The sequence below is a fragment of the Pseudomonas phoenicis genome (assembly GCF_047302395.1).
Classification (GTDB): Bacteria; Pseudomonadota; Gammaproteobacteria; order Pseudomonadales; family Pseudomonadaceae; genus Aquipseudomonas.
The window spans coordinates 3,437,696-3,455,051 of sequence record NZ_CP154852.1 but is presented as its reverse complement, the minus strand read 5'-3'; the positions used below and the strand labels follow the sequence as shown (position 1 = coordinate 3,455,051).

The 17,356-nt window shown below is 61.5% G+C and carries 16 protein-coding genes and 1 pseudogene; 3 read left to right on the top strand and 14 right to left on the bottom strand.

Annotated elements, in window-relative coordinates; translation table 11 throughout:
* Both AA0Z93_RS15505 and AA0Z93_RS15500 read right to left on the bottom strand, forming a co-directional pair.
* On the bottom strand, positions 1–618 hold the full coding sequence (locus AA0Z93_RS15505) for a hypothetical protein (RefSeq protein WP_413048039.1): 618 nt from the start codon (positions 616–618) through the stop codon (positions 1–3).
* Between the two features lie 82 nt (positions 619–700).
* Positions 701–1,918, bottom strand: a complete 1,218-nt coding sequence (locus AA0Z93_RS15500) for a toll/interleukin-1 receptor domain-containing protein (protein ID WP_413048040.1) — start codon at positions 1,916–1,918, stop codon at positions 701–703.
* A gap of 261 nt (positions 1,919–2,179) precedes the next feature.
* Between AA0Z93_RS15500 and AA0Z93_RS15495 the strand changes: the two genes are divergently transcribed.
* Positions 2,180–2,449, top strand: a complete 270-nt coding sequence (locus AA0Z93_RS15495) for a hypothetical protein (protein WP_413048041.1) — start codon at positions 2,180–2,182, stop codon at positions 2,447–2,449.
* A 110-nt stretch (positions 2,450–2,559) separates the two neighbouring features.
* Here the strand turns inward: AA0Z93_RS15495 and tmk are convergent.
* From tmk to AA0Z93_RS15445, 10 genes and pseudogenes are all read right to left on the bottom strand, one after another.
* Positions 2,560–2,853: pseudogene (gene tmk, locus AA0Z93_RS15490) on the bottom strand (dTMP kinase); the annotation flags it as partial.
* A gap of 9 nt (positions 2,854–2,862) precedes the next feature.
* Positions 2,863–4,047 carry an endolytic transglycosylase MltG gene (mltG, locus tag AA0Z93_RS15485; protein ID WP_413048042.1) on the bottom strand — a complete coding sequence of 395 codons (1,185 nt, stop codon included), beginning with the start codon at positions 4,045–4,047 and terminating at the stop codon, positions 2,863–2,865.
* 3 nt (positions 4,048–4,050) lie between these two features.
* Positions 4,051–4,866 carry an aminodeoxychorismate lyase gene (gene pabC / locus AA0Z93_RS15480; RefSeq protein WP_413048043.1) on the bottom strand — a complete coding sequence of 272 codons (816 nt, stop codon included), beginning with the start codon at positions 4,864–4,866 and terminating at the stop codon, positions 4,051–4,053.
* Positions 4,866–6,110: a beta-ketoacyl-ACP synthase II gene (fabF, locus tag AA0Z93_RS15475; protein ID WP_413048044.1), complete on the bottom strand. Its 1,245-nt coding sequence runs from the start codon at positions 6,108–6,110 to the stop codon at positions 4,866–4,868. Before fabF ends, pabC begins: the two co-directional genes overlap by 1 nt.
* Before the next feature lie 104 nt (positions 6,111–6,214).
* Positions 6,215–6,451, bottom strand: coding sequence for an acyl carrier protein (gene acpP / locus AA0Z93_RS15470; RefSeq protein ID WP_413048045.1), 237 nt, complete (start codon positions 6,449–6,451; stop codon positions 6,215–6,217).
* A gap of 202 nt (positions 6,452–6,653) precedes the next feature.
* A complete protein-coding gene (gene fabG, locus AA0Z93_RS15465; protein WP_413048046.1) occupies positions 6,654–7,394 on the bottom strand; it encodes a 3-oxoacyl-ACP reductase FabG in 741 nt (246 codons plus the stop codon).
* Positions 7,395–7,410: 16 nt separating this feature from the next.
* On the bottom strand, positions 7,411–8,349 hold the full coding sequence (gene fabD, locus AA0Z93_RS15460; protein WP_413048047.1) for an ACP S-malonyltransferase: 939 nt from the start codon (positions 8,347–8,349) through the stop codon (positions 7,411–7,413).
* Between the two features lie 314 nt (positions 8,350–8,663).
* Positions 8,664–9,674: a phosphate acyltransferase PlsX gene (plsX, locus tag AA0Z93_RS15455; RefSeq protein WP_413048048.1), complete on the bottom strand. Its 1,011-nt coding sequence runs from the start codon at positions 9,672–9,674 to the stop codon at positions 8,664–8,666.
* A 3-nt stretch (positions 9,675–9,677) separates the two neighbouring features.
* Entirely contained in the window at positions 9,678–9,860 is a 183-nt protein-coding gene (gene rpmF / locus AA0Z93_RS15450) for a 50S ribosomal protein L32 (RefSeq protein WP_085675542.1), read from the bottom strand.
* 13 nt (positions 9,861–9,873) lie between these two features.
* The gene (locus tag AA0Z93_RS15445; protein ID WP_413048049.1) at positions 9,874–10,398 is read right to left on the bottom strand and encodes a YceD family protein; all 525 of its coding nucleotides are present in this window, start codon (positions 10,396–10,398) and stop codon (positions 9,874–9,876) included.
* Positions 10,399–10,633: 235 nt separating this feature from the next.
* Between AA0Z93_RS15445 and AA0Z93_RS15440 the strand changes: the two genes are divergently transcribed.
* A complete protein-coding gene (locus AA0Z93_RS15440) occupies positions 10,634–11,212 on the top strand; it encodes a Maf family protein (protein WP_413048050.1) in 579 nt (192 codons plus the stop codon).
* A 141-nt stretch (positions 11,213–11,353) separates the two neighbouring features.
* Here the strand turns inward: AA0Z93_RS15440 and AA0Z93_RS15435 are convergent, their stop codons facing one another.
* Complete coding sequence (locus AA0Z93_RS15435; RefSeq protein WP_413048051.1) at positions 11,354–12,016, bottom strand: HAD family hydrolase; 663 nt, start codon at positions 12,014–12,016, stop codon at positions 11,354–11,356.
* Positions 12,006–12,962 (bottom strand): 23S rRNA pseudouridine(955/2504/2580) synthase RluC, encoded by a 957-nt coding sequence (gene rluC / locus AA0Z93_RS15430; protein WP_413048052.1) that lies wholly within the window; start codon positions 12,960–12,962, stop codon positions 12,006–12,008. The genes AA0Z93_RS15435 and rluC overlap by 11 nt, the downstream gene beginning before the upstream one ends.
* 881 nt (positions 12,963–13,843) lie before the next feature.
* On the opposite strand from rluC, the gene rne reads away from it, so the two are divergent.
* Positions 13,844–17,305: a ribonuclease E gene (gene rne, locus AA0Z93_RS15425; protein ID WP_413048053.1), complete on the top strand. Its 3,462-nt coding sequence runs from the start codon at positions 13,844–13,846 to the stop codon at positions 17,303–17,305.
* Positions 17,306–17,356 lie beyond the last annotated feature (51 nt).

Here is a 17,356-nt window from a genome sequence, read left to right as displayed (position 1 = left end):
TTACATGTCCTTATTCAAGTAATTCACGCCCTTAAGCTTGAGCGCAGGAAGATCCTTCAACGGTTCCTTTCCAATTTTGAGACCTTTTACAAACAAGCCTTCGTAATCAAGAAGCTCATCATCGTCCAACATCACCCCAGGTAACTTTTCCGCTGCACCACCGGGGCTTTTTAACGGAAGGATTTTGGCGGTTGGGCAGGCTTCCCTGAACAACCTAAACTCTTGATTAATCCCTTCCATTCCACCAATGAACACTGCAGCATCGTAATTGTACGCAGTGAACATTTGCCTTCTCATGACAGCCAGGCTTTTTTCTAGCGTCCCCCTGGCGGGAACGAGAACGAGATTCTCGAACTGGGAGGCCTCGGCGGGAAAGCTTTCTTGAAAATACTGGCTCTGAAATAAAGTTACGGCCTTCTTGTTATCGACACCCAGTTCTTCACAGACTGCTAGGATAAGGGGGGTGATTGAGGGGTGCCCGCCGAAGACCAGATGCTTTCGCCCCAGTACGCAAAACAAAAAGGAGCGCAGGGCAGACTGAATCAATACAGGGTTGCATCCTTTGTAGTACTCGCTGTCGGTACTCGGGACGCTGGCGGAAAGGAAAACGCTGCTCATAATTCAGGGTCTCTGGGCTTTTTCTGTGGCTGTACATCATGATGACGCCATGTCAACGACCATGGTCAAGACTTCCCGGAAACTAAGTGCGCGCATTATCCCACACACTGAACTCCCATGCGGCCTCATCAGTTGTCACCAGCCGAACGTGGCTCTCCACATACTTTCCGAACCACTCCATATGAGCGCGCCATTTTCGTTCTTTAATACCTACCTGGTTGTAAACGACCGCAACCGGAGGCTTGTGCAAATCCAGGGTAGCCTCGTACAACGCGTGGCTTGTGGGCACTCCGAGCTCTGGATATACCGCAATGGTTTTACCGCCAATGGACACGATCAAGCTTCTGCTAACCGAGTGACCAATGATCTTTCCGCCATAGTCAGCCAATGAGTGGCTTAGCTTATTAACGGTTTTGGAGTACCGGTTCGCTACGCTCTGGGAACGCAGGAGCTCGACCTTATGGACGATTTCATCGATGTCATGATCGGAGATCTTCCGGTTGAGCTGGGCATTCGGTTCGTCAGTGGTTGCGCCTTCGGTCGTGCCAGGCGTATTCGCTGGTGAGAAGGACGATTGGGAAAGGACAATTTCGACGCCAATGAGCTGGCTCGCCTTGGATTCGACCTCAGGCCAAGCCACCCTCAATACCGATAGACCACGCAAGGTAGCACGTGCGAACTCTGCGGCACTCCACCGGCTATCAAAATAGCCAGGGGTGTCGAGATAGACCATCGCGTCTGAGTCACAGAGCTTTTGCCAGAGCACCTCCTGAAAATGCTCGCCCGAGTGGATGCCATGGGTATCTAGGAAAACGTCGTATTGGCATGCCGAAAGGGCTGCATAAAGCTGCAGCGCAACCTCCGTGGACTCCACTCGGCGATAGCTCAGAAACACCCGGCGCTGCCTTGGGATGAGCGCAGCGCTCTCCAAGAGGGCTGTTGTGATCGCCTCCACCCCGTCGTCTACCTCAAGACCATTCAGAGCCCCAAGGGCTCCAGGGAACTCCGAAGCAAAGGTTTTCTTGCTCTGAGCTACTGGGATCAGAGGCACGCGGCGTTGAATCAGCTTCTCGATGGATGCCTCTTCGTGGTCATCAATGTGGAAGCATAGAGCTGCACAGCATCGATCGATCAGAGGCCGGAAATCTTGGGGACTACCCTCCGCGATCTCCACATCCCGTCCAATCAAAAGCCCAAGATCTTCCACCCGGCGGTAAATCGCGCCACGCAGGGCTGACCTGAGCGTCTTGGGGACATCCCCTAGTAAAGCCAAGTAATAGAGGGGTGCCTGATCGTCCATAAATCCTACCCAAAACCGTGCTCTGAATTCTAGTGGCAATAAGCTATCAAAAACTCACTTCGTTGGCTCGCTAAAATTTGACGCTCGGCGCTGGTAGTTAGGGAATAGAGCCATTGGGGCCTATGAGGATCCACCTGGTCGCCGGCCTGAGTCCAAATGCCATCGGCAACGCAAGGGATGGCGTGGAGTACCGAGGGGTGCCTTGACGTGACTTGGCATGGCATGGCATGGCATGGCATGGCAAGGGGTGGAAACGTCGAAATGATGAGTTTGATCAGCGGGGCCGTAGAAATTTACGGGCTTTTGGGCTGGAAAAACGACCGCGCGCCCGGGAAAAACGGAAAATGTAAACGTGAAAACCTATATTTTTCAGTAAGTTACGATATAGGTTGGTGGTCGATGGTGCGACAATTGAGCATCAAGGCGGGAAGCGCGTTTACATTTAATGAAAAAAATGACTTCGAAGGGCTTGTTTACATTTTGGATCTAGCGGATGCTATAAATACGACATCGAGATCGACTCGATCATGATCGGAAGCCAGGTGGTACAAGGCTTTCGGGGGTGACTGGAGCTGGAGAGGTGATCGAAGGCGAGTCGATTAGCTGGGTTTACCAAGGTTACCAAGAATAGATAACGTCGCGGTAAACCGATCGCAGATCACCACCGCACCGCGCGCCAGCGCCGGCTGGATCACCTGGGCCAGGTGCTGGGCACGGGCAGCGAACATCAACAGCAGTTCGGTATCGGTGGACATGGCTTCGCTGCCGGGTTCGAGCAGCAGTTCGCGGATGCGCTCCGCCAGGGGCGTGCCGCCTGGCTCGCGACTCAGCACCACCTCTACGCCCTGTTCACGCAAGCGCATGGCCAGGTATTCACGATTGGTGGTCTTGCCAGCGCCTTCCGGCCCTTCAAGAGTAATAAACAAGCCGCTCACGGGCAGTCCTTAACGAGTGGTGTCGGGCGCCGGCGTTTGCGCGGGCGCGGCCGGTACAACGGTGTCGGGCTCGGTGCCGACGCCAGGTGTGCTTTCTGGGGACGCAGCGGGTGCTGAGTCGGCAGGTACGCCCTGGGCGGGCTGCGGAGTGGAGGTACTCGGCGCCGCAGGGCTGGAGCGATAGTCGGCACGCCGCTTGATTTGGAATTCGCGTACAGCGGAATTATGGTCGTCCAAATCATCGGAGAACACATGGCTGCCATCGCCGCGCGCCACGAAGTACAGGCTGCTGCCGTCGGCCGGGTTGAGCGCGGCATGGATCGCCTCGCGGCCGACCATGGCGATCGGCGTGGGCGGCAACCCGGTCATGGTGTAGGTGTTGTAGGGCGTAGGCTGGCGCAGGTCGGCACGGGTGATGCGCCCGTTGTAGCGCTCGCCCATGCCATAGATGACCGTAGGGTCGGTCTGCAGCATCATGCCCAGACGCAGACGGCGGATGAATACGCCGGCGATCTGCCCGCGCTCCTGCGGGATCCCGGTTTCCTTTTCCACCAGCGAAGCCATGATCAGGGCCTGGTACGGATCACGGTAAGGCAGGCCGGTGGCACGCTCCGCCCACTCCTTGGCCAGCACCTCGTCCAGACGCTGGTAAGCCTGCTGCAACAATTCGACATCGGTCATGCCGCGCACGAACCGGTAGGTAGCGGGGAAGAAGCGCCCCTCGGGGAATACGCCGGAATGGCCGAGCTTTTCCATCACCTCGGTGTCGTTCAGGCCATCGAGGGTGTGCTCGAGGGTGTCATGGCGAGCCAGTGCCGAACGCACCTGACGGAAGTTCCAGCCCTCGACCAGGGTCAGGGTGTACTGCACCACATCGCCCCGGCGCCAGGCGCCGAACAGCTCGCCCATGGTCATGCCCGGCGTCAACCGGTATTCGCCGGTGTGCAGCGCGGTGCCGGCCATGTTGAAGCGCCAATACAAACGTAGCCACAGGGCCTCGTCGAGCAGCCCCTCATTCTGCATGCGGTAGAACATGCGGTTGGGCGTGGTGCCGGCGGGCACTTCGAGCATGCGTTCTTCGCTCAACTGGAGCGGCTGGTCGACCACCGACCGGACCTTCCAAGCCGCCCAGCCAAACGTCAGGCCGGCTAGCACCAGGCCTATTTCCAGGAGCAGGAGGATTTTACGTCTCACGAATCAGGTTTCCAGTAACGTACGGGCAAAGGCCTGCAGTTTACGGGTGAGCGGGCCTGGCGACCAGTTCAGCGTGCCCAGCGCACGCACTGGCCACACGCCATACACGCTGTTGCAGACGAACACTTCGTCGGCCTGCTCCAGCACTGCCATCGAGACCTCGCCGACCTGCACGTCGATGCCCTGGGCCGTCGCATGCGCGAGCAACACACCGCGCATCACGCCGGCCACGCCGCATCGGGACAGATCGGCGGTCAGCAGCCGACCACGGCTGACCACGAACAGGTTGCTGTAGACACCCTCGATGACCCGGCCCTGGGTGTCGCACATCAAGCCTTCGGCATGCTCGGCGTCCTGCCATTCCGCGCGGGCCAGCACCTGCTCCAGACGGTTGAGGTGCTTGAGGCCGGCCAACAAGGGCTGCTCGGCCAGGCGCGTGCGACAGGGATACAGCCGTACACCGGCCTCGGCATGGGCCTTGGGATGGCCTGGCAAAGGACTGGCTTGCAGCAGACGACGTGGTGCGGTGGCCGGCGCGCTGGCATAGCCGCGCGGGCCATCGCCGCGGGTGAGGATCAGCTTGGTCACACCCTCGCCGAGTGCGCTGGCATAACGCAGGATTTCCTCGCGTATGAGCGCGATGTCGGTGGGAATGAGCAGGCGTTGGCAGCCCTGCTCCAGCCGCGCCAGGTGCGCATCGAGCAAGCTTGGCCGCCCTGCGCGCACGGCGATGGTCTCGAACAGACCATCGCCGTAGGCCAAGCCTCGATTCTGCAAATTCACTGCAGTTGCCGGCTGGCCGTCGATCCAACTGTGCATCAGCCAGGGAACCTGCGGAACACCAGCGAGCCGTTGGTGCCGCCAAAGCCGAAGGAGTTGGACAGCACCACGTCGATCGGCATGCTACGCGCCTGGTGTGGCACGAAGTCCAAGTCGCAGCCTTCGTCCGGTTCGTCCAGGTTGATGGTGGGCGGCGCCATCTGACTGTTGATCGCCAGCACGCTGAAGATCGCCTCCACAGCGCCGGCAGCGCCCAACAAGTGTCCGGTCATCGACTTGGTCGAGCTGACTGCGACGTTGTAGGCATGCTCGCCGAACACCCGCTTGATCGCCGACACTTCGGCAAGGTCGCCGGCAGGCGTCGACGTGCCATGGGCATTGATGTAGCTGACTTCGTGCGGCGCCACACCGGCATCGCGCAAGGCATTGGCCATGCAGCGCGCAGCGCCCTCCCCGTCTTCGGGTGGAGAGGTCATGTGGAACGCGTCGCCGCTCATGCCGAAGCCGACCAGCTCGGCATAGATGGTCGCGCCGCGCGCCTGGGCGTGGCCGAGCTCTTCGAGTACCAGCGCACCGGCACCGTCGGAGAGGACGAAACCGTCGCGGCCTTTGTCCCAAGGCCGACTCGCCCGGGTCGGTTCGTCATTGCGGGTAGACAAGGCGCGCGAGGCACCGAAGCCCCCCATACCCAATCCGCAGGCCGCCATTTCGGCGCCACCGGCGATCATCACGTCGGCTTCACCATAGGCGATGTTGCGCGCAGCCATGCCGATGCAATGCGTGCCCGTGGTGCAGGCCGTGGAAACGGCGTAGTTAGGACCTTGCAGCCCCAGATGGATGGACAGAAAGCCCGAGATCATGTTGATGATCGAACCGGGGACGAAGAACGGCGAAATCCGCCGCGGGCCTTGCTCGTGCAAGGTCCGGCTGGTGTCTTCGATATTGGTCAGTCCGCCGATGCCCGACCCCATCGCCACGCCGATGCGCTCGCGGTTGTCATCGGTGATTTCCAGGCCAGCATTGCGTACCGCCTGGAAACCGGCCGCCAGGCCATACTGGATGAACAGGTCAAGTTTGCGGGCTTCTTTGGGCGACAGGTACTGCTCGACTTCGAAGCCCTTGACCGAACCGCCAAAACGGGTGGAGTAGGCAGACAGATCCGTATGCTCGATCGGACCGATACCACTGCGGCCGGCCAGAACACCCTGCCATGTGCTCGGCACATCGGTGCCCAGTGGCGACAGCATCCCCATACCGGTGACCACGACGCGTCTACGCGACACAGAACTCTCCTTTTGAAATAACTACTGTTCTTGCAAAGAAAAAACCGCACGCCAGTGACGGCAGTGCGGTTTTTCTCGACAAGAAGCGTCGACTACAAAACGGCTTAAGCCTTGTGAGAATTGATGTAGTCGATGGCAGATTGTACGGTAGTGATTTTTTCAGCTTCTTCGTCAGGAATCTCGGTTTCGAATTCCTCTTCCAGAGCCATCACCAGCTCGACGGTGTCAAGCGAGTCGGCACCCAGGTCGTCGACGAAAGACTTCTCGTTGGTCACTTCTTCTTCTTTGACGCCCAGTTGCTCGGCAACGATTTTCTTGACGCGTTCTTCGATGGTGCTCATACCTTGTTTTCACTCCTAATGGACATATGTCAGGCAGCTGACCGGTGGGTAATTTTATAGAAAGACGCCTGCTTTTCAAGCTTAATGCGTCACCTCATGGCCACCCGACCCGCTGCCTGGAATCTGGATGCAGCTTTATAACGGATTTTGCGTGCGCAGTCTGGCTATTTTTCTGCGCAATCCGTCACATTGAGTGGCCTGTTTACATGTACATCCCGCCGTTCACGGGTACGGTAGCACCCGTGACGTAGGCGGCGCCTTCGGATGCCAGGAAAGACACCACGTTGGCGATTTCCTGCGCTTGGCCCAGGCGACCCAGGGGAATCTGGGTCTGCAGGGATTCGCGTTGCGCCTCTGGCAATTCACGGGTCATGTCGGTGTCGATGAAGCCTGGCGTCACCGAATTGACCGTGATGTTACGCGAGCCGACTTCACGCGCCAGGGCGCGACTGAAGCCTTCCAGGCCCGCCTTGGCAGCGGCGTAATTGACCTGGCCGGCGTTGCCCATGGCCCCGACCACCGAACCGATGCTGATGATACGACCCCATTTGGCCTTGGTCATGCCACGCAGCACGCCCTTGGACAGACGGTACAGGCTGTTGAGGTTGGTATCGATGACATCGAACCACTCGTCGTCTTTCATGCGCAGCATCAGGTTGTCACGCGTGATGCCAGCGTTGTTGACCAGGATGGTCGGCGCACCGAACTGCTCGCCGATAGCGGCGAGCACGCAGGCCACGGACTCGTCGCTGGTGACGTTGAGCGCCATCCCGGTGCCGGCAACGCCGTGCTCCTTGAGGGTTTCGGCGATACGTTGGGCGCCCGATTCGGACGTAGCCGTACCGATCACAGTGGCGCCCTGACGGCCCAATTCGAGCGCGATGGCTTGACCGATGCCACGGCTGGCGCCAGTGACGAGGGCGACTTTACCTTGCAGGCTCATGCAAGCTTCTCCTAGATCAGGCCAGCGCCGCGCGGGTGGCGGCGAAGGCTTCAGGGGTATTGAGGTTGTAGGTGGTCACGCCATCGGCGCACCGTTTGTTCAAGCCGGCCAGGACCTTGCCCGGGCCGCACTCCACCAGGTTGACCGCACCTTGCGCGGCCAGCGTCTGCACGCATTCGACCCAGCGCACGGGCTGGTAAAGCTGGGCCAGCAGATCCTGCTTGAGGGTGTCGAGGTCGCGGGGGACGGTTGCGCTGACGTTCTGCACCAGGGGAATCGCCGGACCTTTCCAGTCGATGGCGTTGACCGCTTCGGCGAAACGCTCGGCGGCAGGCTGCATCAGCGCACAGTGCGACGGCACGCTGACCGCCAGCGGCAGCGCGCGCTTGGCGCCAGCGGCCTTACACAGCTCGATGGCGCGATCCACCGCGGCCTTGTCGCCGGCGATGACCACCTGCCCTGGGGAATTGAAATTCACCGCGCTGACGACCTGTCCTTCGGCAGCCTGGGCACACAGCTCGATCACCTTCGCGTCGTCCAGGCCGAGAATCGCCGCCATGCCGCCCTGCCCTGCAGGCACTGCGTCCTGCATCAGCTGCCCGCGGCGCTCGACCAGGCGCACGGCATCGGCCAGGGTCAAGCAGCCAGCCACGACCAGGGCGCTGTACTCGCCCAGGCTGTGACCGGCGACAAAGGCAGGACGGGCGTCGCACTGCTCTTGCCACAGACGCCACAGCGCGACCGAAGCGGTCAGGATGGCGGGCTGAGTCTTGTCGGTTTGCGCCAACTGCTCTTCAGGGCCTTCCTGGATCAGTTTCCACAGATCGTACCCCAGCGCGGCCGAGGCCTCCCTAAAGGTTTCGACGATGCAAGGATGCTGCGCACCGAGTTCGGCGAGCATGCCCAGCGACTGGGAACCTTGCCCTGGAAAGACGAATGCGAGGGTTGCAGACATGGAACAGGCCCTTATGAAGAAGTCATCGATGTACACCATCAGGCGCTTGGCCTGACGGTCAGTCTGAAAACTTGGATGTAGAGGTCGACCAAGCGGTCACATTTAATCATCTAGCGATGCCATTGCCTAAGGCTCTGCCTGAAAAGTCCTGATACTCGTCCATGCTGCGTTGAAAACCGGCCGGAAGGCCGGCCCCGTCGGAATGCTCATGTACTCCAGTACAGTCGGACGCGACCCCGGCCGTTCCTCGCCGGTTTTCGCGGGGCAGCCTTCGGCCTTGCCTGGCCTTCGTCTCAGAACTTTTCAGACAGAGCCTAAGGCAGAGGCTGTTCGAGGCGACCCAGCAGGCGTTGCGGCAGATTCATATGAACCTCGACCAGCGCCCGCTCGATCGCGCTTCGAAAGCCCTGCACGCCAGTCGAACCATGGCTTTTGATCACGATGCCTTGTAGCCCCAGCAGACTGGCACCATTGTGCCGAGCAGGCGCCAGATCCGCCTTCAAGCGCTTGAGCAATGGCAAGGCCAGCAGACCTGCGAGGCGCGCCAGCAACCCTTGGCGAAACAAGGCCTGCAGACGCTCGGCGATCATGCTGACCAAGCCCTCGCTGGACTTGAGCACGGCATTGCCGACGAATCCGTCGCACACCACGACATCCGCTTCGCCCCGGTACAGACCGTCGCCTTCCACGAACCCCACGTAGTTGAGGTGGCGGGCTTCGCCGAGCAGCGTTGCGGCTTGCCTGACCTGCTGATTGCCCTTGATGTCCTCGGTGCCGCAATTGAGCAAGCCGACGCGTGGCTGCTCGATACCCAGCGCCTGCGCCGCTACCGAACCCATGACGGCGAACTGGTAGAGCTGCTGCGCAGTGCAGTCGACGTTGGCGCCCAGGTCCAGCAACTGACAGAAACCGCCGCGCGTGGGGATGGCCGCCACCATGGCAGGACGGTCGATGCCTGGCAGCGTCTTCAAGACGAAGCGCGACAACGCCATCAGTGCGCCGGTGTTGCCGGCACTGACGCACGCATGGGCTTTACCGTCGCGTACCAGTTCCAGCGCCACACGCATCGAGGAGTCCGGCTTGCCGCGCAGTGCCTGGCTGGGCCGCTCGTCCATGCCGACCACTTCGCTGGCTGCGACGATTTGCAGGCGCGCGCGTTCGGCGGCGGATATGCCACTGAGCAACTGTTCGATGAGGGAAGGTTGACCGACGAGGGCCAGATGCAGCGAGGGCGTAGCTTTGAGGCAGGCGATGCTCGCCTGAACAATGAGACGGGGACCGAAGTCCCCACCCATTGTGTCGATCGCGACGATCGGAGCGGACAAGATTTACTCGTCAGCGCCCTTGTCGATCACTTTGCGACCACGGTATACGCCTTCTGGCGAAACGTGGTGGCGCAGGTGAACTTCGCCGGTGCTCTTGTCTACCGACAGCGCGTTTTCCGACAGGGCGTCGTGCGAACGGCGCATGTCACGGGCAGAGCGGGATTTTTTGTTCTGCTGAACAGCCATAATTGATTAACTCCTAAACGTTTGGGTCACGCTTTAACTGCGCCAAAACACTGAACGGGTTGGACCGCGATACCTCGTCCTTCGGCTCGGGCTCATCTGCACCGGCCGGCTGCTGGCATTCTTCCGGATGATGAGCAGGCACGATTGGCAGAGCGAGCAACAGCTCTTCTTCGATCAATGCCTGCAGATCCAAAGGATCTTCGCCCAGTTCCAGCACGTCATAGCCTTTCGGCAACGACTGGGTATTCGCACCCTCCTTCACCACGGCGTAGGTACATTCGCTATGGATCGGCAGGGTGACCAGCTCAAGACAACGCTGGCAAACCATCTTGACTTCGACATCCAGCGCCGTGTGGACAACCACCGTATGCTGTTCGTCTCGTTCAAAATCGAACTTCGCCTGCACCATACCGACATCGTCGGAAAGCGGGTCGCAGAGTCTTTCCAAATCAGCGAGTGGCAGCGAACCTTGAAGGGTTACGCCGCGATCGGCCAATTTGCGCGGGTCAACGTGAGGTGGAATCGGGTCATTCAACATAGGCGCAGCATTCTAGGGACGCCCCCTACTCCTGTCAAAGGAAATTAGGCGGCACGTCGTGTGTTAGGCTCTGTCTGAAAAGTCTTAAGCGAAGGTTAGGCAAGGCAAAAACAGCCGAGGAAGCGGAGTTTACTGGAGTAAATGAGCATTCCGAGGCTGTTTTTAACGCAGCATAGCCGAGTCTCAAGGCTTTTCAGACAGAGCCTAGGATCGCTCATCCGCTTTGGAGACCATCATGCTTCCTTTATTACTGGCTTCCAGCTCGCCCTACCGCCGCGAACTGCTGCAACGCCTGCGCCTCCCGTTCACCTGCGCAAGCCCCGATCTGGACGAGCGCCGCCTCGATCAGGAGCCGGCCGCCGAACTGGTCCAGCGACTGGCCCAGGCCAAGGCACGCGCTTTGGCCGACAGCCACCCGGAGCATCTGATCATCGGCTCCGACCAGGTGGCCGTGCTGGACGAACAGATCCTGGGCAAGCCGCATACCGTCGAGCGCGCATGCGAGCAACTGCTCGCAGCCAGCGGCCGCTCGGTCACCTTCCTCACCGGCTTGGCCCTGCTGAACTCGGCGACCGACCACTGTCAGGTCGACTGCATCGCCTTCACGGTCACCTTCCGCACCTTGGAACGCGAACACATCGAGCGCTATGTTGAAGCCGAGCGCCCGCTCGATTGCGCTGGCAGCTTCAAGGCCGAAGGCCTGGGCATCAGCTTGTTTCAGCGCATGCAAGGGGACGATCCGACCAGCCTGATCGGCCTACCCTTGATTCGCCTGGTGGACATGCTGCTGGCCGAACGGGTGCGCATTCCTTGATGGCGAACAGAGAATCTGGACACTCGCTACGCAGACGGCAGGTTTTGCCGTAGGCCCAACTCGGCCGCGCCGGACCAGCACCCCGGCTATCGATGCGCAGATCGAACGGCGCTGCATGGCTGGCGCCACACCTGGGATGCTTCAGCGATGCCGGCCAGCCAGCCACTCGCGCAACTGGGAAAAATGACCGATGCACACCTGCGGACCGAATTCGGCCAACGCCTGCAATGACATGGCGCCATAGCCAACCGCCACCGAGTGCATGCCCGCGTTGCTGGCCATCTGCAAGTCGAACGCCGAGTCGCCCACCATCAACGCGCGCTCGGCAGGCACCGCGCAATGGCTGAGGATCTGCTCCAGCATCAGCGGGTGCGGTTTGCCACGGGTCTCGTCCGCGGCACGGGTGATGTCGAAGTAATCCTGCCAGCCATTGGCCTGCAGCACGCGATCCAGGCCGCGACGCGCCTTGCCGGTCGCCACCGCCATGCGATAGCCCTCGGCACGGAAGGCGTCGAGCGCTTGCGCCACGCCGTCGAACAACGGCGAAGGCTGCTGATCGAGGGCGATGTAGACATCAGCATAATGCTGGCGAAAGCGCGACACTTGCGCGGCATCCAGATGCGGATACAGGGTACCGATCGCCTCGTCCAACGCCAGGCCGATGATGCCCTTGACCGCAGCGTCACTGCTGCGCGGCTCACCCGCCCGATCGGCGGCCTCGGCCATCGACTGCACGATGCGTCCGATCGAATCGGCCAGCGTACCGTCCCAGTCGAAGATCAGCAGGTCATAGTCACGGCGCACTGAGACGCTCCACGGTCTGCGACCAGACCTCGTCGACCGGCGCCTCGAGCTTGAGCTCGCCGCCGTCGGGCAGCGGCACGGTCAGGGCATAGGCATGCAGGAACAGACGCTTGCCACCCAGGTCGCGGATTTCCCGGCTGAAGTCTTCGTCGCCGTATTTGCTGTCGCCGGCGATCATGTGCCCGGCATGCAAGGTATGCACACGGATCTGGTGGGTACGTCCGGTGATCGGCCGCGCCTCGACGATCGTGGCGAACTCGCCGAAACGGCGCAGCACGCGGAACATCGTCAGCGCGTCCTTGCCCTCATCGTTGACTTCGACCATGCGCTCGCCCGAACGCAGGTTGCTTTTGAGCAGCGGCGCATTGACCTGCTTCTTGGAGGTCGGCCAGTGGCCACGCACCAACGCCATGTAACGCTTGTCGACGCCGTCGCCGCGCAGCGCAGCATGCAGGTGACGCAGCATGCTGCGCTTCTTGGCGATCATCAGCAGGCCGGACGTGTCGCGATCCAGGCGATGCACCAGCTCCAACTCCTTGGCATCGGGACGCAACTGACGCAGCGCTTCGATCACGCCGAAGCTCAGGCCACTGCCGCCGTGCACGGCGATACCCGCCGGCTTGTTCATGACGATCAGCGCCTTGTCTTCGTAGACGATGGCCGCCTCCAGGCGCTGCAACAGGCCTTGGGCCACCGGCGCCGGCGCGTCGCGCTCGGGCAGGCGCACCGGCGGTACGCGCACGATGTCGCCGGCCTGAAGCTTGTACTCGGGCTTGATTCGACCTTTGTTCACCCGCACTTCGCCCTTGCGCACGATGCGGTAGACCAAGGTCTTGGGCACGCCTTTGAGGGCGGTGATGAGGAAATTGTCGATGCGTTGGCCGGCAAGCTCCGGCGGAACTTCGATCAGCTGGACGCCGGAAGTCGGGGGGGTATTGGTTGTCATGGCGCGATCATAACAATTTGATGCATTTGAAGCACTTAATCATTGCTGATATAGTCGCGAGCGTCGCCATAAGCGGCAGATTGGCGGTACATATGCAGTACGTAGCCGTACGGCACCCCCAATCTTCGCAATTCTCGAGGACGCGAGGCCGTCCTACGGGGCTTTCGCCAGTTGTACGAACCGCCTGGAATCGCCACTCAGCGCTGTGTAGAGAAGACTGAAAATAAACGACGAGCGCGGCATCATGCCTGCTTCCCGATTCTTTTCGCATCACTCCCCCTCTGCCCTCCGCGTCGCTTCCCTGCATCGCCCGGCGAGAACCTCGGAAATACTTGCCTCAGACATGAAATGGCGTCAGCTTCCTGGCGAAGCTGGCGAAAAATGCAACCCGTTGCGGATTCAGCGCGCGGCAGCACCCGAATTTTCAAGGGATACGTGCAGGGTGGAGATGCATAGCCGCCGGACTGTGTAGATGCCAGATTGGCGTCCACGGCCGGCGACTGATTCCTCCTCCTGACTGAGTGCACAGGGTTTGTTCGAGACGTCGCCCAGCGACGGCCAGATGAGGTGATACAGGCGCAAAACGCGGATCATGCCGGCGACAACGGGCATGCCGGGCCTGGTTTCAACGTAGCCTGACCGATACGCAAGCACTTATCGCCCACGCCCGGCCTGCAAGGTTGATGCGCATACCGCAGGCCACGTGGCACCACAGCAATCAGGACGCGTCGTCGCGACCACGGCAGGCTGGGCAACCGGCTGGTGTCGAATGTCGCTGGACACGGGGGTAGCTCGCTACCCTTTGCGCACCCAGGCACCGACCATGGAAAGTCGTGTGTGCCGAACGCCGTTTCCGGCAGCCCGGAAACCGACGGTACAACATGAAAAGAATGCTGATAAACGCGACTCAACCCGAAGAGTTGCGTGTAGCACTGGTAGATGGCCAGCGCCTCTATGACCTGGACATCGAATCCGGCGCCCGCGAGCAGAAGAAGGCCAACATCTACAAAGGCCGCATCACCCGCATCGAGCCCAGCCTCGAAGCCGCCTTCGTCGACTTCGGCTCCGAGCGTCACGGCTTCCTGCCGCTGAAGGAAATCTCCCGCGAGTACTTCAAAAAGACCCCTGAAGGCCGCGTCAACATCAAGGAAGTGCTGAGCGAAGGCCAGGAAGTCATCGTCCAGGTCGAGAAGGAAGAGCGCGGCAACAAAGGCGCGGCCCTCACCACCTTCATCAGTTTGGCTGGGCGTTACCTGGTGCTGATGCCCAACAACCCCCGCGCCGGCGGCATCTCCCGCCGCATCGAGGGCGAAGAGCGCAACGAATTGCGCGAAGCGCTCAACGGCCTGACCATCCCCGCCGACATGGGCCTGATCGTGCGCACCGCCGGCCTCGGCCGTAGCAGCGAAGAAATGCAGTGGGACCTCGACTACCTGCTGCAACTGTGGACTGCCGTCAAGGAAGCCTCGCTCGACCGCAAAGCGCCGTTCCTGATCTACCAGGAAAGCAACGTCATCATCCGCGCCATCCGCGACTACCTGCGCCAGGACATCGGCGAGGTGCTGATCGACAGCATCGAAGCCCAGGAAGAAGCCCTGACCTTCATCCGCCAGGTGATGCCGCAGTACGCCAGCAAGGTCAAGCTGTACGAAGACAGCGTGCCGCTGTTCAACCGCTTCCAGATCGAAAGCCAGATCGAAACCGCTTTCCAGCGCGTGGTCGAACTGCCATCGGGTGGCTCGATCGTCATCGACCCTACCGAAGCCCTGGTCTCGATCGACATCAACTCGGCCCGCGCCACCAAAGGCAGCGACATCGAGGAGACCGCGCTACAGACCAACCTGGAAGCTGCGGAAGAGATCTCCCGTCAGTTGCGCCTGCGCGACATCGGCGGCCTGATCGTCATCGACTTCATCGACATGACGCCGGCGAAGAACCAGCGTGCCGTCGAAGAGCGCGTACGCGAGTGCCTGGAAGCCGACCGTGCCCGCGTGCAAGTGGGCCGCATCTCGCGCTTCGGCCTGCTGGAAATGTCCCGCCAGCGCCTGCGCCCTTCGCTGGGCGAAAGCAGCGGCATCGTCTGCCCACGCTGTTCGGGCACCGGCATCATCCGCGACGTCGAATCGCTGTCGCTGGCGATCCTGCGCCTGATCGAAGAAGAAGCCCTGAAGGACCGCACCGCCGAAGTGCGCGCGCAAGTGCCGATTCCGGTCGCCGCATTCCTGCTCAACGAGAAACGCAATTCGATCACCAAGATCGAACTGCGCACCCGTGCCCGCATCATCATCCTGCCGAACGACCATCTGGAAACGCCGCACTTCGAAGTGCAGCGCCTGCGTGACGACAACCCGGAAGTGCTGAACAACCTGTCCAGCTACGAAATCGCCACCACCGAAACCGAAGAAGTCCAACCGCAAACCGCCACGCGCACCCTGGTACGCCAGGAGGCGGCGGTCAAGACCGCACCGCCGCGCACCAGCGCGCCTGTGCCAAGCACGCCGGAAGCACAGCCCGCCGCTACCGCAGCGCCGGCCGCTCCCGTACAGAGCGCGCCAGAGCCAAGCCTGTTCAAGGGCCTGGTGAAATCGTTGGTCAGCCTGTTCGCCGGCAAGGAAGAGCCTGCACCGACGCCGGTTGCCGCGCCTGAGAAGCCAGCTACCGAGCGCCCGCAGCGCAACGAAGAGCGCCGCAATGGCCGTCAACAGAGCCGCAACCGCGGTGGCCGTCGCGACGAGGAACGCAAGCCCCGTGAAGAGCGTGGTGAGCGCCAGTCCCGCGAAGAGCGTGCCCCTCGTGAAGAACGCGCACCGCGCGAAGAACGTGCCGCACGTCAGCCGCGCGAAGATCGCCGTGGCAACCGTGAAGAGCGTCCGGTCCGCGAGTTGCGCGAGCCATTGGATGCCGCACCTGTCGAGCGTGAAGAACGTGTACCTCGTGAAGAACGTGCACCGCGTGAAGAACGCGCACCTCGTGAAGAACGTGCTTCGCGTGAAGAACGCGCACCTCGTGAAGAACGTGCTCCGCGTGAAGAGCGCGCACCTCGCGAAGAGCGTGCTCCGCGTGAAGAACGCGCCCCTCGCGAAGAGCGTGCTCCGCGTGAAGAGCGCGCACCCCGCGAAGAACGTGCTCCGCGTGAAGAACGCGCACCCCGCGAAGAGCGTGCTCCACGTGAAGAGCGCGCACCTCGTGAAGAACGCGCTCCTGTCGAGCCTATCGATGCCCAGGCTGTCGAGACCGCCCAAGCGCCAACCAGCCTCGAACCGCAAGCTCCCGCTGCGCTCGAAGAGCAGCAACCGCGCGCTCTGCGTGAAGAACGCGAGCTTCTTATGACCGAGCAATCTGCCGACAACGCGGACGAGCAAGCGTCGAACGAAGACGCTCAAGCCGAGCAGGAAGGCAACGATGAAGAACGTCCACGTCGCCGTTCGCGCGGTCAACGCCGTCGCAGCAATCGTCGCGAGCGTCAGCGCAACGGCAATGGCGAGCTGATCGAAGGCGAAGACGAAGGCAACGACGAGCCATCGTCCAAGCAGGCTGAAGTGCCCGCCGCTGTCGAAACGCCAGCTGCCACTCCAGCCACAGCCACCGAGCTGGCTGCAGGGCTTGCCGTGACCGCCGCCGTCGCCAGCAGCAACATCAGCGCCAACGCCGAAGCCCAGGCACAGCAGCAGGCCGAACGCGCCACCGATGCCGTGAGCGAGACCCATGTGCAAGCGCCTCAGGACCAGGTAGCGCCCAGCAAGATCGTTACCGAAACCGCTGCCATCGCGCCCACCGTCGAGCAGCCGGCCGAGGCCGTACTGGAAGTGAATCCCGGCATCGCTCCGGTGGTGGAAGTGGTACCTGCGCACGAGCCTGCCGCTCAAGACGGTGAAGCCGAGCGATCGGCAGTGCCGGCTGTACAGGCCGAGCAACCGGTGGTGGTCCAGCCTGCGGTCGAGATCATCGACCTGGTCAGCCCGGTACAAGCGCCTGCCGCTGTCGAAAGCGAAGCTGCCAAGCCTGCCGAAGCAGCGGTCGAAACGCAGTTGCCGCCAGTGGCCGTAGAAGCCGAGCCCGTGGCCGAAAGCCGCGAAACCGCCGAGCAGCCTGCGCAAACCAAGCCAGTGGTCGTCGACCCTGCCACGGCGCAAGCGTCAGCGAGCGAGCCGGCTGCTCCAGCCGAGCCCGCGACGGTCATGCTGTCGAACGGTCGCGCACCGAACGATCCGCGTGAAGTTCGCCGTCGCAAGCGTGAGGCCGAAGCTGCCGCCGCCGCAGCCCAGGCTGCAGCGGATGCCGCCACCCGCCACACCGCGCTCGCCCCTGAATCGACCGAAGTGCCTAAACCGCACCAGAGCTGATTCATCGGCTGAATAAAAAGCCCCGCCAGTGTGAACTGGCGGGGCTTTTTC

Bases quoted from the DNA above. Each gene is read 5' to 3' on its own strand.
- acpP (WP_413048045.1), bottom strand. From the start codon at position 6,451: ATGAGCACCATCGAAGAACGCGTCAAGAAAATCGTTGCCGAGCAACTG.
- AA0Z93_RS15445 (WP_413048049.1), bottom strand. From the start codon at position 10,398: ATGTTGAATGACCCGATTCCACCTCACGTTGACCCGCGCAAATTGGCC.
- pabC (WP_413048043.1), bottom strand. From the start codon at position 4,866: ATGCACAGTTGGATCGACGGCCAGCCGGCAACTGCAGTGAATTTGCAG.
- rpmF (WP_085675542.1), bottom strand. From the start codon at position 9,860: ATGGCTGTTCAGCAGAACAAAAAATCCCGCTCTGCCCGTGACATGCGC.
- AA0Z93_RS15495 (WP_413048041.1), top strand. From the start codon at position 2,180: ATGATGAGTTTGATCAGCGGGGCCGTAGAAATTTACGGGCTTTTGGGC.
- fabD (WP_413048047.1), bottom strand. From the start codon at position 8,349: ATGTCTGCAACCCTCGCATTCGTCTTTCCAGGGCAAGGTTCCCAGTCG.
- AA0Z93_RS15500 (WP_413048040.1), bottom strand. From the start codon at position 1,918: ATGGACGATCAGGCACCCCTCTATTACTTGGCTTTACTAGGGGATGTC.
- AA0Z93_RS15505 (WP_413048039.1), bottom strand. From the start codon at position 618: ATGAGCAGCGTTTTCCTTTCCGCCAGCGTCCCGAGTACCGACAGCGAG.
- AA0Z93_RS15440 (WP_413048050.1), top strand. From the start codon at position 10,634: ATGCTTCCTTTATTACTGGCTTCCAGCTCGCCCTACCGCCGCGAACTG.
- fabG (WP_413048046.1), bottom strand. From the start codon at position 7,394: ATGAGCCTGCAAGGTAAAGTCGCCCTCGTCACTGGCGCCAGCCGTGGC.
- rne (WP_413048053.1), top strand. From the start codon at position 13,844: ATGAAAAGAATGCTGATAAACGCGACTCAACCCGAAGAGTTGCGTGTA.
- rluC (WP_413048052.1), bottom strand. From the start codon at position 12,962: ATGACAACCAATACCCCCCCGACTTCCGGCGTCCAGCTGATCGAAGTT.